The organism is Janthinobacterium sp. JC611 (assembly GCF_018682595.1).
Taxonomy (GTDB): Bacteria; Pseudomonadota; Gammaproteobacteria; order Burkholderiales; family Burkholderiaceae_D; genus Janthinobacterium.
The window spans coordinates 215156-229489 of the sequence record NZ_JAFLJN010000081.1 but is presented as its reverse complement, the minus strand read 5'-3'; the positions used below and the strand labels follow the sequence as shown (position 1 = coordinate 229489).

The following is a 14334-nucleotide window of genomic DNA, read 5'->3' as shown; positions in this document are numbered from 1 at the left end:
TGCCGCACTCCCACTCACTTGTGTTCGCCATCGCCGAGCAAGGCCAGGCTGGCAGCCATCCGCGGCAAATCGAGCACGCGGTCGGCGCCGGCCAGCTTGAGCGCGGCGGCCGGCATGATGCCACAACTGGCCCGCTGCGGGTCTTGCACCCAGGCACCGCCGCCCAGCCGCCGCACGCGCGCCAGGCCCGCCGCGCCGTCGGCCGAGGCGCCCGTCAGGATGATGGCCAGCATGGCGCGCCGGTAAGCCAGGGCCGCCGTTTCCAGCAGGACATCGATGGACGGGCGCGAAAAATATACGGGCGCTTCCTGCGACAGGGAGAAACAGCCATTGGCTTCGACTTGCAGGTGGTAATCGGGGGGCGCGAAATACACGACTCCCGCCTGCAGCGGTTCCTTGTCCTGCGCCTCGCGCAAGGGCAACTGGCAACGCTCCGCATACAGTTGCGGCAACTGGCTCGCGCGGCCCGGCGCCAGGTGCAGCACCACCACCACGGTGGCGCGGCAGGTGGCGGGCAAGGCGCGCAGCACGACGCCCAGCGCCTCCACGCCGCCGGCCGAGGCGCCGATGGCGATCAGGCGCAGGCCGGCGGGCGGCGGCGCCACGTCGCAGGTCGGCAACACGTCAGGCACGCTGGAAGATGCGTTCGGCCGGGCTCAGCTCGGTGAAGCTGGCCGCATGGCGGCTGAAATGCAGGCTTTCCTTCATGCCCAGGCCCAGGAAGCCCCGGTTCACCAGCGCTTCGTGGAACAGGCCCAGGCTGCGGTCCTGCAAGTCTTTATTGAAGTAAATCATGACGTTACGACAGGAAACCATATGCACCTCCGAAAACACGCTGTCCGTCGCCAGGCTGTGGTCGGCGAAGACGAACTGGCGCCGCAGGCGCCGCTCAAAGATGGCGCCCTTGTAGGCGGCCGTGTAATAGTCGGACAAGGAGCGCTTGCCGCCCGCCAGCTGGTAATTCTCGCTGAACTGGGCGATGCGCTCGATCGGATAGATGCCCGCTTCGGCGGCGGCCAGCGCTTCCACGTTGATGTCGGTCGCATAGATCATGCTGCGCTCGAGCAAACCCTCTTCTTCCAGCAAGATGGCCAGCGACCACACCTCTTCGCCGCTGCTGCAGCCGGCCACCCAGATCTTGATGGAAGGATAGGTGTGCAGGATGGGCACGACTTTTTCACGCAAGGCGCGGAAATACGCGGGATCGCGGAACATCTCGCTCACTTGCACCGTGAAAAACTGCAGCATCTGCGCGAACATGGCCGGCTCGTGCAAGATGCGGTCCTGCAATTGCGACAGGCTGGCGCAGCCGAAGCGCTCCATGGCCTGGCGCATGCGCCGGCGCAGCGACGCCACCGAATAATCGCGGAAATCGTGCTGATACCGCAGCAGTATTCCCTCAAGCAATAATTTCAGTTCTATATCGAAAATATCGTCATCTAACAACATCCACCTCATCGGATACCGGGCCGTTGAACACGCTGCACATTGCACCGCGCAGTCACTGCCAAATGCTAGCAGATCGCCGGCGATTATCCCCCAAGGAAAGTATCAGTTAGGTACGCTGGCGTACGCTCGCGCGCCTTTTTTCAGGCATCCACGCCCTTCATGCCCTCGTCCGTATAACGCGCGCCCGCCGCCATGCCCAAGGGAAAGACGGCATTCATCGCCGCCAGTTCGGTCCCGTCCAGCCGCACGGCCAGCGCGCCGAGGTTGTCGTGCAAATACGCGATGCGCTTGGTGCCGGGAATGGGGATGACGTCGTCGCCTTGCGCCAGCAGCCAGGCCAGCGCCAGCTGGGCCGGCGTGCAGCCTTTTTCGCGCGCCAACTTCCGGACCAGCGCCACGATGGCCTGGTTGCGCGCCAGGTTGCCGGCGGCGAAACGGGGATTGAACTGGCGGAAATCGCCCGCGTCGAGACTGGCCGCGTCGGCGATGGCGCCCGTCAGGAAACCGCGGCCCAGCGGGCTGTAGGCAAAGAAACTGGAACCCACGTCGCGGCAGGCGGCCAGCACGCCCTGCTCCGGTTCGCGCGTCCACAGCGAATACTCGCTCTGCACGGCGGCCACGGGGCAGAGCGCCGCCGCGCGCCGCAAGGTGACCGCGCTCACTTCGCACAGGCCCACGGCGCGGATCTTTCCCTCTTGCAGCAGTTGCGCCAGCGCCCCCATCGATTCCTCCAGCGGCGTGTCCAGGTTCAGGCGGTGCAGGTAGAACAGGTCGATGGCGTCCACGCCCAGGCGCGCCAGCGACGCCTCGCACGCCTGGCGGATATAGGCGGGTGTATTGTCGACGCGGCGCGCATAGCTGCCCGCCTCGCGCGCCAGGCCGCACTTGGTGGCGACCAGGGCCTGGCCGCGATGGCCGGCCAAAAAGCGTCCCAGCAATTGTTCGTTGTGACCGAAACCGTAGGCGTCGGCCGTGTCGAACAGGGTCACGCCCGCCGCCAGGGCCGCTTCCAGCGTGGCCAGCGATTGCGCCTCGTCGGTGGCGCCATAAAATTCCGACATGCCCATGCAGCCCAGGCCCAGTGCCGAACTGTTCAAGCCGCTATTGCCGATGCGTCGTTGTTGCATGCTGCTCTCCTCACGTGTTGACTCGATGCAGCCAGTCTAGGCCGCGCCGGCCGGCGGGGGAATGCGCGATTTCGTGATACCTTTCTGGTATGAGAACCCTCGACACCCACGCCCTGAGCCTGTTTTGCGCCGTCGCCCGCTGCCTGAACTTCCGTCAGGCGGCGGAGCAATTGCACATGACCCAGCCGCCCTTGTCGCGCGCCATCAAGGCGCTGGAAGAGCGGCTGGGCGCGCGATTGTTCGAGCGCGACACGCAGGGCGTGGCCCTGACGCAGGCGGGCCGCACCCTGCTGCCGCAGGCGCTGCACATCCTCGATTTGCTGGATACGGCGCAAGCGTCGCTGCGGCGTGATGCCGCGCCGGCGCGCCTGCGCCTGGGCCTGACCAGTTCCGTGGCGGCCGGGCTGTTCCGGCCGCTGCTGGCGGCGCTGGAAGGGCAATTACACGATGTCCGCCTGGAACTGACGGCGGCGCCCTCGCCGCGCCTGGTGGCCGCCGTGCGCAAGGGCCAGCTGGACGCGGCCCTGATTGCCCTGCCCAGCGCCACCTTCGAACTGGCCGTGCAGCCGCTGGCGCGCCAGCCCATGATGCTGGCCCTGCCCGCCGGACACCGGCTGGCGAAGAAGCGCAAGCTCAGCCTGTTTGACATCGCGGCAGAACCGGTTTATTGGTTTGAACGGGCGCGCCAGCCCGCCTTCTTCGACCATTGCCAGCAGGTGTTTCGCCGGCATGGCTTCGCGCCGATGTTCTTGCGCGAAGCGCCCGACCACCATGTGCTGCTCGGCGACGTGGCGGCCGGCAAGGGCATGGCGCTGCTGGCCGACTCGTTCCGCGCCTTGCGCCTCGCTGGCGTGGCCTACCGGCCATTGCTGGAAGGGGAGGAATTGGCGGCCGGCATCGGCCTGGCCTGGCAAGCTGAAACCGGCCATGCGAGCCTGCCCCTGCTGCGCCAGCTGGCGCAAGAACACCTGGGAATCAGTTGCCCGCCTTGACGGCAATGAATTCGCCCTTGCCGACCGTCGCCAGGCACGCCGTGTAGCGGCTGTCGGCGCGGATGGCGTCAATAAACCCCGCCATGTCCGCGTAGTGCGAGCTGGCGTTGTCGACCACCAGCACGCCGCCGGCCGCCAGCGCCCGGTCCAGCTGCGGCCACCACGCCTCGTATTGCTGGCGCGCGGAATCGAGGAAGATGAAATCGTAGGCGCCGTCGGCCGCATCGCGCAGCACATCGCCCGCGTCCGCCAGCAACTGCCCGATCACGCCCTGCAGTTGCGCGCGCACAAAGTTGTCATGCGCCATGTCGAACTTGTCCTGCGCCTTTTCCACCGTCACCACGCTGCCGCCCAGCGCCTGCGCCGCGCGTGCCAGCCACAGGGTCGAATAGCCGTTCGAGGTGCCGATTTCCAGCACCCGGCGCGCACCGCGCGCGTGCACGAGCACGGCCAGCAACTCGCCCGTGTCGCGCGTGATGTTGAGCATGCGGCTGGCGCGCTCCGCATGCGCCGCATCGTTGCTGCTGCCAAATGCTTCGAGTTCGCTCAACAGGGTATCGATGTCAGGCATGATGGCTCCTTGTGCAAAACATCAGCATAGCAAAATCTAGGCGCTGGCGCGGCGCAACGGGCGCTTCAGGTACTGCACCATCGCCACGCCCAGCAGGGTCACGCCGCCGCCGATCACATCGTAGCTGTGCAAGGTTTCACCGAGGAACAGCATGGCGATGATCACCGTGAACACGGGCAGCAGATTCATCAAGGTCGTCGCGCGGCTCGGCCCCAGCTTGGCCAGGCCGTGCATCCACAAAAACGGCGCGATGATGGACGCGGGGATGCCGGCGAACAGCACCAGCGGCAAGCCGGCCCCGGTGACGGGCGGCGCGGACTGGCTCAGGTAATACACGAACAGCACGGGCACGGCGCACCACACCTGGATCAGCAGCGAGTGCCAGTTATTCAGGGGAATCTTCCAGCGCTTGAGCAGCACGCCATAGCCCGCATACGACAGGCAGGCCAGCAGCATCAGGGCGTCGCCCACGGCCGCGCCATGGGCGATCAGGGCGGCCGGGTCGCCATGGCTGAGCAAGTAGCCGAGTCCCAGCAAGGACACGAGACCGCCGAACACGCCGCCCACGGTGGGCGCTTCTTTCAACAGCAAGACGGACAGGCCCACGGCCAGCAGCGGCATCAGCGACGCGAGGATGCCCATGTTGGTGGCCGTCGTCGTCTGCGCGGCGATGTAGGCCAGGCACTGGTACATGACCATGCCCAACATGCCCAGCACAAACAGTTTGCCCAGATACGGCTGCACCACGGCCCGCTGCTTCCACACGCCGCGCCCGAACACGAGCGCCAGCAGCACGCCGGCCAGCAGCCAGCGGTAGAACGAGATGGCGGCCGGATCGATCACGCCCACGGCCAGCTTGCTGACGATGGTGTTGATGGCCCAGATCAACACGGCGATCACGGGTAACAGATAGTGCTTGACTTGCATGCGGCGTACTCCATTATTCGATACCAGCATTCTCGCACGGTCCGATTCCATGGATATAATGCATGCCGGACAAACGATGCGAAGAACCGGACAAAGACACCATGGCCAGCAACCAGCATTTCCCCGCCGTTTCCGACGCCCTGCCCTATCCCGTGTATTTTCGCCTCGACGATTATCACGCGCACCAGCAATTCGATTACCAGAGTCATCCGTGGGGCCAGCTCACGTATTGCGCCACGGGCGTGATGGAAATCATGGTGGCGGGCCAGCGCTACCTGTCGCCACCCCAGTATGCCGTGTGGATACCGCCCGAGACCTTGCACGACGGCTATATCCGCCAGGATGTCGTGTTTCACTCCGCGTATATCGACGCCAGCCTGTGCGCGCAACTGCCGGCGCGGCCGTGCGCGCTGGTGCTGAGTCCCTTGCTCAAAGCCATACTCGGCGACTTCGCGGAACGGGGCGTCACCACGCCCGCCACCGTGGCCGACCAGCGCCTGGCGCAGGTGCTGGTCGACCAGCTGCAGCTGGCGCCGTGCAGCCGCAACTACCTGCCGGGCAGCGACGAACCCGTCATCGCGGCACTGCTGGACGCCCTGCAGGCGGAGCCGGGCAGCAAGCGCTCACTGGCCGAGTGGGCCGCGCAACTGCACGTGACCGAGCGCACCCTGGCGCGGCGCTGCCAGCGCGAACTGGGCATGCCGTTCGGCGAATGGCGCCAGCGCCAGCGCTTCCTGGCCGCGCTACCCCTGCTGGAACGAGGCGACACCGTGCAGGCGATCGCGCTGGAACTGGGCTACAGCACGGCCTCCGCCTTCATCGCCATGTTTCGCCGGCAAAGCGGCGGCACGCCCGACCAGTTCCGCCGCGGCCTGCGCTGAAAAAGGGAACCAGGGGGTAGCCGCCTTGTCATATGGGGATGCTAAAATTCAAACATCTTTCCAGAGAGCAAAAGGACGCGCATGAACCCCAGCACCGAAACGGCCCGTGAAACCCCAGGCAGCGAGGATGTGCCGCAGGTGACAGAGACGACCGTGACGGCGCCCGCGCCCATCCGCCTGGACAAGGAAGACATACCCACCGTGCTGGGCAAGCTGCGCACCTTGGTGCAGGACAAGACGCGTTTCGAGCCGCACGACATCACGCCGCTGGCCGAGGAAGACGTGCTGCAGGATTTTTCCCTGCAAGCCAACTACGCGTTGGAAGCGCGCTTCGAGCAGCGCGTCATCAATGGCTATTTCGCGCCGGCGGGCAATGACTGCCGCTGTGGCTCGCATGAGGTGGGAGCGCTCGCTCACGCGCAGGAGAAGGAGCACCTGCGCCGCGCGGCGGCCAAGCTCGACAATGCCTTGCGCCAGGCGGGCCAGGCCTACAATGGCGTCGCGGCGGGCCTCTACCTGCCGCATGCCGTCAAACATTGGCACCTGGACACCTGCAGCAACTGCACGGGCCGCGGCCGCATCGGCTGCCACACCTGCCACGGCGCGACGACGGAAACCTGCTGGAGCTGCCACGGCGGGCGCACCGTCAGCTGCGACGCCTATGGCTGCTACGGCAGCGGCAAGGTGTCGTGCTCGTATTGCAGCGGCAGCGGCACGGTCTCCGAGCAAGTCACCGACTACGTGACGGTGCAAGTGCCCACTACCACCTACAGCAACGGCAGTTCGCACACCAGCTACCACAGCGAAACACGCACGCAGTACCGCACCGAATACCGCTCTTGCCACCATTGCAGCTTCGGCAAGGTCAGCTGCAGCACTTGCCACGGTGCCGGCAACGTCAATTGCGGCACCTGCCGCGCCAGCGGCAGCATCACCTGCCGGACCTGCGGCGGCGTGGGCGACTTGCGCTGCAACCCGTGCGACGGTTCCGGCAAGGTGGGCAAGGCGGCCTGGGTCGACGTGCACGTGGCGCCCGGCTACAGCGTCAGCCTGCCCAAGCAGGCGCCCGACGACGCGCGCCGCATCCGCGACAAGGAGGGCGTGCACTCACTGGCGGCCATTGCCGGCAATCTGGCCCTGGCGAAAGTGAGCATTTACAATGAAGACCAGCCGCAGGAAGTCGACGCCCTGTATGCGGCCAAGCTGCGCATCGTGCGCCTGGACGCCGCCTGCAACGGGGACAAGCACCACCTGGTGGCGTACGGCACGGACTTGCGCTGGCTGACCCTCGACGACATCGTGGAAAAGCTGCTGCGCGGCGACCTCAAGGCTCTCAGCGACGCGCTGGCCGGCAGCGCCGACGACGGCCTGTTCTCGGCCCACGTGCAGGGTTTGCTCACGCCGCTGCGCGACGTGGCCGCCTCGGAATTGAATGCGGACGTGATCGAATCCGTCCTCGGCGGCGACGCCGACCACGCGCACGTCGACGTCGTCTCCGCCGAGTACGCGCAGAACGTGCGCACCTGCGTGCTCGGTGCCTTGCGCCAGGTCTACACGCGGCTGGCCAAGCAATTCTGGTGGAAAAGCGCGCTGGCCGCCCTGGCCGCCGCCATCGCCACCTGGTTCTTCGCCGGCCGCGGCGCCGCCGCCGTCGCCGGCCTGCTCGTCACGGGCGCCGGCTACTGGCTGTTCAACCGCAAGGTGAAAGCCGTGCTCAGCGAAGCGCTGGGCGGCGAGCGGCAGGCAGAACGGGCCATGGGCATCGCCGGCAAGGGCCGCCGCAACCAGCTGGCGCAAGTGCTGATCCTCGCGCCCGCCAGCCTGGCCGTGCTGGCCGCCAGCTATGGCTTGCCCGTGCGCGTGCGCCCCGCCGCGCCGCCGCAGCAAACGGCCATGGCCTCGGCGCCCGTCGCGCCGCATGCGCCGGCCGCCGTGCCGCAGGATGCGAGCAGCGCCAAGGCCGTCAAGCTGTACGAAAATGGCGACAAGGCGCAGGCGCTGGCCATGCTGGAAAGCCTGGTCGGCAAGGGCGACGCGGGCGCGTATGGTCTGTATGGCTGGATGCTGCTGATGGGCGAAGGCCAAGCCGGCCCCGTCACGGCGCCGACGGCGCAGCAGCGCGCGGCGCGCCAGGTGGCCGCCAAGCCCCTGATCGGCAAGGGCCTGGTGAAGAACGACAGCTATGCGCTGACGGCGAAAGGCGTGATGCTGGCCGAAGGCTGGCAGGAGCCGCGCAACATGGCGCGCGGCCTGGACCTGCTGAAACAGGCCGCCAACAAGGGCAATGCGCAAGCCATGCACCTATTGGGGCTGTATAACGTGCGCGGCGACCAGATCCCCGTCAACCACAAGGAAGCGCGCAAATGGTTCACCCTGGCCGCCGACAAGGGCAGCGCGGGCGACATCTACAACCTGGGACTGATGGACTGGGAAGGCGCGGGCTTGAAACGCCCCGACCGCGCCAGCGCCATGCAGCGCTGGAAGATCGCCGCCGCCATGGGCGAGGAACGCGCGATCAAGGCGGTGGCGCAAGGAAGTCCTTAAGCGGCGGCGGCCGCCAGCGCCTGCAAGGCCAGCGGGTTTGGCGTCGGCTCGCCGATTTTCGTCAGCAGGTTGCGGTCCGTGTGGTGGAACGGTTCATCCTTGCCGCGGATCAGCATGACCGTGTCTTCGTCGTAGCCCCAGGTGCCGTCGGCGTGGATGTCGACCTTGATGCGGTATTCGTCGGTGGTGAACGCGTGTTCGAGGAAGGGGTTCGAGCAGATGCCGTAGGCCGTCGAATCGCGCTTGGCCACCAGTTCGAAACTGGTGGCGTCCGCCGTCGTCGTGCCCGACGCCATGGCGATCTGGCCGCGCGGGATGGCCAGGGTCTGGATCACGGCGCCCGTGGCCGGCTCCCACAGCCAGTAGCCCACCTGCTCATGATACGTTTTGACCTGGTCCGGCTTGGTGATGTGGATGTAGTAGCGCAAGCCGTAGAACAGTTGCGGGCCGTTGGTGACGGGGTCGATCGGCTGCAGTTCGATGCGCTCGACGAAGGCCTGCTTGCGCGGGCCGTCCGCCTTCGGCTTGACGTCCAGGCCGCGCGTGCCGGTCCAGATGCCGGCCATGCCGGTCAGGGGACCGAGGTTGTTCAGGGTGTGCACGTCGGCGGACGGCTCGGTGTAGATATCTTCAGGAAAATCGCTCATGCGGAAGTCTTCAAAATGGGGCAACAGTGCTTGCCGCCATTGTAAGACGCGCGCCGCTATCTGGGAAAGAGCGCGATGTGGCGTTCGATGAGCGAAATCAAGGCCAGCGCCAGCGCGGGGCGCTGCGCCTCGAACACGGCTTCGTCGCGCGCCTGCAGCAGCTTGGCGGCCACCTCGGGCAACTGCAGCTCGCCCGCGATGAACACCGCCACCGCGTCGATATTCGCGTACAGGGCGCTGTCGAAGCCTTCCCAGTCCACATGGGCCAGCCACTCGGCCAGGGTCACCACGCCGGCGACGGGCGGCGCCAGGGCCGCGATGCGCTCCAGGCGCAGCACGCTGTCGCTGCGGATATCTGCGTGCTGCAAGACGGCCAGCGCCACGTGCTGCAGCGCGTCTTCCGGGTCGCGCCGGTATTTGTTCAGCAAGCGCTGCGTCAGCGTATAACGCTCGGCGTCGATGCCGCGCAGGGCGGCCGCCACCTCGTAATCATGCAGCGCCAGGTGGCGCGCCGCGCAGGCCGCATCCACGCCGGCTTTCGCGGCGACGATATCCGTCAACTGCTGGCGGCGCGCGTCATCCATGCTTACACCAGCGGCTCGGTCAAGCCGGTCAGGGTGAAGATTTCAAAGCCCGTTTCCGTCACGGCCAGCGAGTGCTCGAACTGCGCCGACAGCGAGCGGTCTTTCGTCACCGTCGTCCATTTATCGGGCAAGACCTTGACCTGGTAGCTGCCCACGTTGAGCATCGGCTCGATGGTGAAGATCATGCCCGGTTCCAGCACGATGCCCGTGCCGGCGCGGCCATAGTGCAGCACTTGCGGCGTGTCGTGGAAGACCTGGCCCACGCCATGGCCGCAGAAGTCGCGCACGGAGGAAAAGCCCTGCGCCTTGGCCACCGCTTCGATGGCGGCGCCCACGTCGCCCAGGGTGGCGCCCGGACGCACGGTGTGGATGCCGGCCATCATGGCCTCATACGCCGTGTGGACGAGGCGGTTGGCGAGGATGGAGACGGCGCCCACCTTGAAGGTGCGGCTGGTGTCGCCGAACCAGCCCTTGAACTTCGGCGTCACGTCGATGTTCAGGATGTCGCCCACTTTCAGGATCTTGGTCTCGGACGGAATGCCGTGCGTGACCACGTGATTGACGGAGATGCAGCTGGCGTGCTTGTAGCCGTGGTAGTCGATGGTGCCGGGGATGGCGCCGGCGGCGCGCATGAATTCCTCGCACAGGGCGTCGAGCTTGGCCGTCGACACGCCGGGTTTGACGAAAGGCGTGATGTAGTCGAGCGTGTCGGCAGCGATGCGGCCGGCCGCGCGCATGCCGATGAAGCCTTCTTCGTCGTGCAGGGGGATTTTCTTGCCGTGTTCAAGCTGGGTGGAATAGCGCATGGGGATTCTTTTCGTTGTTAGTGTGATGTGGCATGTAAGGCCCAGCCGCGCACGGCGTCGTGCGAGGCGCGCAGCATGGCGTCGACGCTGGCCGGTATCGGCCGCTCCTGGGTCAGGTAAGGCTTGACGACGGCGACGGGCGCGTCGATCAGCACGAATTTGAGCAGCATGTGATCGAGGTCCAGCTCCGTGGTGGCGGGCATGGCTTCGGCGCAGCGCACGAAGCAGGCGTCGAGCGCCGCCTGCTCCTCTTCCACGGCGGCCAGCAACTCCTCGCTGAGGCCACCGCTGAAATCGGGGCTGTCCGCGCATTGCAGCAGGAAGCGCGCATACACGGGCTTGCGCCGGCACCAGTCCAGCAAACCGTGCACGCCAGCCCAGGTATCGGCGCCGAGCCAGCGGCTGGCCACTTCCTCGCGGAAGTCGCTCTTCACGCGCAACCAAGCGCGCGCCAGGATGGCGTTGCGCGAATCGAAGCGGTGATACACGGAGCCGATGGGCGCGCCGGCCTTGACGGCGATGGCGGCCATCGACACGGCGCCCACGCCGCACTGGGCGGCGACGGCGATCGCGCTGTCGATGAAGTTGTTTTCGTTGAATTTGGCGAGTCTGACCATTCAAATAGAATACAGATTCTATTTGAATCCGTCAAGCGGCCCCAGATGCGCCGACAAGAGTTGCCGCGCTGCCTTACAATGGTATGCACGAACCGCTACAAGGAGAATCCGCTTGCTTACGCCCCCCTTCATCGCCTCCTCCCGCTTCGACGATCCACGCCTGGCGTTGGAACAGGTGCAAGCCATCTACCGCAGCAGCATCGAACACTTGCGCGATGCGCTGCAGCGCTTTGTCGCCGGCGAAGACATGCACGAACGGGTGCGCGCCTGCTACCCCTTCGTGCGCATCCAGACGGACACCGTGGCGCGCGCCGATTCGCCGCTCGCTTACGGCTTCGTCGCCGGCCCCGGCGTGTTCGAGACCACCCTGACGCGCCCCGACCTGTTCGGCGACTATTACCTCGACCAGTTCACCCTGCTGCTGAAAAACCATAACAGCGGCCAGAAGGTGCTGCTGGAAGTGGGCGTGAGCGCCCAGCCCATTCCCGTGCATTTCTCGTTCGCCGAACATGACCATATCGAAGGCAATATGGACGCGGGCCGCCGCCTGGCCATGCGCGACCTGTTCGACCTGCCCGACCTGTCGGCCATGGACGACGGCATCGCCAACGGCACGCACGAACCGGCGCATGGCGAAGCGCAGCCGCTGTCGCTGTTCACCGGGCCGCGCGTTGATTATTCGCTGCAGCGCCTGCGCCACTACAGCGGCACCTCGCCGCAGCATTTCCAGAACTTCGTCCTGTTCACCAACTACCAGTTCTACATCGACGAATTCATCCGCCTGGGCCACGCCATGATGGACCGCGCGCCCGACGCGCAAGCGCCGTCGGACGATGACGGCTACGTCGCCTTCGTCGAACCGGGCAACGTCGTCACGCGCCGGATCGGCCAGACGGTGGAAGGCGAGGATGCGCTGGGCGCCGCGCCGCCGCGCCTGCCGCAGATGCCCGCCTACCACCTGCTGCGCGCGGACGGCAGCGGCATCACCATGGTCAATATCGGCGTGGGACCGGCGAACGCCAAGACCATCACCGACCATATCGCCGTGCTGCGCCCGCACGCCTGGCTGATGCTGGGCCATTGCGCCGGCCTGCGCACCACGCAAAGCCTGGGCGACTACGTGCTGGCGCATGCCTACGTGCGCGAAGACCACGTGCTCGACGAAGACTTGCCGCTGTGGGTGCCGATCCCGCCGCTGGCGGAAATCCAGCAGGCGCTGCAGACGGCCGTGGCGGAAATCACCCAGCTGACGGGGCATGACTTGAAACACATCATGCGCACGGGGACGGTGGCCAGCACGGACAACCGCAACTGGGAACTGCTGCCGCAGCGCACGCCGGAGCGCCGTTTCAGCCAGAGCCGCGCCATCGCGCTGGACATGGAAAGCGCGACGATCGCCGCCAACGGCTTCCGCTTCCGCGTCCCCTACGGCACCCTGCTGTGCGTGAGCGACAAGCCGCTGCACGGCGAAATCAAGCTGCCCGGCATGGCCAACCACTTCTACCGCGAGCGCGTCGACCAGCACCTGCGCATCGGCATCCGCGCCGTGGAACTGCTGCGCCGCCAGGGCGTGGACCGCCTGCACAGCCGGAAATTGCGCAGCTTTGCCGAGGTGGCGTTCCAGTAAAGCGCTCGCCTCAGGGAAAAAAGCGGGGATCGTAGCTCCACCGCCTGACGGTGCCCGCAGTGACCGCTGCGGCGTCGGCGTGCCGGGGGTTGAGCAAGACATTGTATTCGTCGGGCACGATCACGGAAGGCACCAGCAACAATGCGGATTTTGCACCGGCAATCCAGCCATCGCCGGCCTGCTTGCCCGACAAGCCGGCCGGTATGGCGTCCCAGCCGCCGGGAAATGGATCGAGTACCTGGCGCGCATCCCACACGACATCCGGGATGGCAACGCGCACGAGATAACGGTTGAACGGCAAGCCGCCGCCACGCAGGTAATGCACGGTTTCCAGGGTGGCCAGGGCAATACTCGTCGAGCAGTACACGACGGGCGTGCCCTTGCTGTTCCAGCGGCCGCCCGTGATCCTGGCGCCGGTGCCGCTCAGGTCACTGGCGGGATAGGCTGGCGTCTCGACGGCGATACGCCAGAGCACATTCATGCATAGGCCCCGCTCTGCGTCATGGACAACAATTCCGTCACCAGTTTTTGGCCTTCGAAGGTATCCATGTAACTGGCCGGCGTCGCGCCCGCCAGCGCAGGCAGCGGCTTGCTGAGCCAATCGGAAACCCAGCGCGCCGCGTCAAAGCCGGCGGGATCGCCCGATTGCTCGACCATCGCCTGCACCATGCCGATCAGGGTTTCGATACCCAGCACGCGCTCCGATTCGTCCTTCGACAGCAAGCTGGCGTCTTTTTCCTTGCGGCTGATGGTGGCTCGCGACAAGCCCAGGCTCGACAGCAGGAATTCCTTGCTCATGCCCATGCGCGCGGACAGGCGACTGATCGTCGACGCTGGAATGCCCCGTCGTATCAGCGCAATGCGCGCATCCGTATCAAAACCGTACAACGCCATGCCTTCGTACAGCGCCCTCGCTTGCTGGACCGGGACGGGAGCGTCAATGTGTTGCACCATAATCATCTCCTTTGAGGCTTAAGTATAGCTCAATTGAGTCAACACACAAGTAAGCGCCGAGGCAAAAAAAAGCCGTCCAGCGCAAGCTGAACGGCATGAACGGCGAACAATGCCTCATCGTATGCAGAGCACTCCTTACAAGAAGCGATCCAAAATCTTCCGCGTCGTCTTGTCGATATTGAACATGTCGCGTATCAAAAAGTGAATGCCGTGGCTGTCGGCGATCAGGAGCGACGCGGCGCCGATGCGGCGGATGTCTTCCTCGCCCTTGAGCACGAACTGCGTCTCGCCCCGGTCCGTGTCGACGTACCAGGTGCACGGCGTGGCGAAGCTGGAGACGCTTTTCACGCGCGCGATTTCGGGCATGAACTCGCGCCCTTCCAGCTCTTCCTGCAGCAGGCTGCGCGCCGGCTCGGGCAAGGCGTTGACATGGTCGATCCACGCCACTTCCTTGCCATTGCCCAGCACCAGCGAAATGCCTTCGTCGGGCGACTGGATGGGGAAGGCGCGCACGGGCGCCACGCCTTCAAAGACCTGGCCGTCCGCGTCCGTCATCACCAGCTTGCCGAAGGTGTCGCGGTGTAATGTAAAAGTTGTACTGGCCATGC

At 65.9% G+C, this 14334-nt stretch carries 16 protein-coding genes; 4 read left to right on the top strand and 12 right to left on the bottom strand.

All coding sequences use genetic code 11. The annotated features are described in order from the left end of the window. Positions 1-14: 14 nt before the first annotated feature. From J0O65_RS26430 to J0O65_RS26420, 3 genes are all read right to left on the bottom strand, one after another. On the bottom strand, positions 15-632 hold the full coding sequence (locus J0O65_RS26430) for a chemotaxis protein CheB (protein WP_353056251.1): 618 nt from the start codon (positions 630-632) through the stop codon (positions 15-17). Then, the gene (locus tag J0O65_RS26425; protein WP_215410090.1) at positions 625-1449 is read right to left on the bottom strand and encodes a CheR family methyltransferase; all 825 of its coding nucleotides are present in this window, start codon (positions 1447-1449) and stop codon (positions 625-627) included. The genes J0O65_RS26430 and J0O65_RS26425 overlap by 8 nt, the downstream gene beginning before the upstream one ends. A gap of 140 nt (positions 1450-1589) precedes the next feature. Continuing rightward, complete coding sequence (locus J0O65_RS26420; RefSeq protein WP_215410089.1) at positions 1590-2576, bottom strand: aldo/keto reductase; 987 nt, start codon at positions 2574-2576, stop codon at positions 1590-1592. Between the two features lie 89 nt (positions 2577-2665). Between J0O65_RS26420 and J0O65_RS26415 the strand changes: the two genes are divergently transcribed. After that, positions 2666-3568 (top strand): LysR family transcriptional regulator, encoded by a 903-nt coding sequence (locus tag J0O65_RS26415; RefSeq protein ID WP_215410088.1) that lies wholly within the window; start codon positions 2666-2668, stop codon positions 3566-3568. On the opposite strand, the gene J0O65_RS26410 is transcribed toward J0O65_RS26415, so the two are convergent. Both J0O65_RS26410 and J0O65_RS26405 read right to left on the bottom strand, forming a co-directional pair. Further along, complete coding sequence (locus tag J0O65_RS26410; protein WP_215410087.1) at positions 3552-4139, bottom strand: O-methyltransferase; 588 nt, start codon at positions 4137-4139, stop codon at positions 3552-3554. The two genes, J0O65_RS26415 and J0O65_RS26410, sit on opposite strands and share 17 nt — an antisense overlap. A gap of 36 nt (positions 4140-4175) precedes the next feature. Further along, on the bottom strand, positions 4176-5066 hold the full coding sequence (locus J0O65_RS26405; protein ID WP_215410085.1) for a DMT family transporter: 891 nt from the start codon (positions 5064-5066) through the stop codon (positions 4176-4178). A gap of 62 nt (positions 5067-5128) precedes the next feature. Between J0O65_RS26405 and J0O65_RS26400 the strand changes: the two genes are divergently transcribed. Both J0O65_RS26400 and J0O65_RS26395 read left to right on the top strand, forming a co-directional pair. Further along, positions 5129-5947 (top strand): AraC family transcriptional regulator, encoded by an 819-nt coding sequence (locus J0O65_RS26400; RefSeq protein ID WP_251374007.1) that lies wholly within the window; start codon positions 5129-5131, stop codon positions 5945-5947. An 81-nt stretch (positions 5948-6028) separates the two neighbouring features. Further along, positions 6029-8491: a tetratricopeptide repeat protein gene (locus J0O65_RS26395; RefSeq protein WP_215410083.1), complete on the top strand. Its 2463-nt coding sequence runs from the start codon at positions 6029-6031 to the stop codon at positions 8489-8491. On the opposite strand, the gene J0O65_RS26390 is transcribed toward J0O65_RS26395, so the two are convergent. Genes J0O65_RS26390 through J0O65_RS26375 form a run of 4 tightly spaced genes read right to left on the bottom strand, consistent with a single transcriptional unit; the run spans position 8488 to position 11145 of the window. Next, positions 8488-9138 carry an FABP family protein gene (locus J0O65_RS26390; protein ID WP_215410081.1) on the bottom strand — a complete coding sequence of 217 codons (651 nt, stop codon included), beginning with the start codon at positions 9136-9138 and terminating at the stop codon, positions 8488-8490. The genes J0O65_RS26395 and J0O65_RS26390 overlap by 4 nt on opposite strands. A gap of 56 nt (positions 9139-9194) precedes the next feature. After that, positions 9195-9722 carry a hypothetical protein gene (locus tag J0O65_RS26385; RefSeq protein ID WP_215410079.1) on the bottom strand — a complete coding sequence of 176 codons (528 nt, stop codon included), beginning with the start codon at positions 9720-9722 and terminating at the stop codon, positions 9195-9197. A 2-nt stretch (positions 9723-9724) separates the two neighbouring features. After that, positions 9725-10528, bottom strand: a complete 804-nt coding sequence (map, locus tag J0O65_RS26380; RefSeq protein WP_215410077.1) for a type I methionyl aminopeptidase — start codon at positions 10526-10528, stop codon at positions 9725-9727. A gap of 17 nt (positions 10529-10545) precedes the next feature. Continuing rightward, positions 10546-11145 (bottom strand): TetR/AcrR family transcriptional regulator, encoded by a 600-nt coding sequence (locus tag J0O65_RS26375; protein WP_215410075.1) that lies wholly within the window; start codon positions 11143-11145, stop codon positions 10546-10548. Between the two features lie 112 nt (positions 11146-11257). Between J0O65_RS26375 and J0O65_RS26370 the strand changes: the two genes are divergently transcribed. Further along, positions 11258-12772: an AMP nucleosidase gene (locus J0O65_RS26370; protein ID WP_215410074.1), complete on the top strand. Its 1515-nt coding sequence runs from the start codon at positions 11258-11260 to the stop codon at positions 12770-12772. Positions 12773-12782: 10 nt separating this feature from the next. Here J0O65_RS26370 and J0O65_RS26365 read toward each other — a convergent pair whose 3' ends face one another. The 3 genes from J0O65_RS26365 to J0O65_RS26355 form a co-directional block, all read right to left on the bottom strand. Then, on the bottom strand, positions 12783-13253 hold the full coding sequence (locus J0O65_RS26365; protein ID WP_215410073.1) for an RES family NAD+ phosphorylase: 471 nt from the start codon (positions 13251-13253) through the stop codon (positions 12783-12785). After that, positions 13250-13726 carry an Xre family toxin-antitoxin system antitoxin gene (locus tag J0O65_RS26360; protein ID WP_251374006.1) on the bottom strand — a complete coding sequence of 159 codons (477 nt, stop codon included), beginning with the start codon at positions 13724-13726 and terminating at the stop codon, positions 13250-13252. Before J0O65_RS26360 ends, J0O65_RS26365 begins: the two co-directional genes overlap by 4 nt. Before the next feature lie 135 nt (positions 13727-13861). Beyond that, positions 13862-14332 carry a cyanophycin metabolism-associated DUF1854 family protein gene (locus tag J0O65_RS26355; protein WP_215410071.1) on the bottom strand — a complete coding sequence of 157 codons (471 nt, stop codon included), beginning with the start codon at positions 14330-14332 and terminating at the stop codon, positions 13862-13864. Positions 14333-14334: the final 2 nt, after the last annotated feature.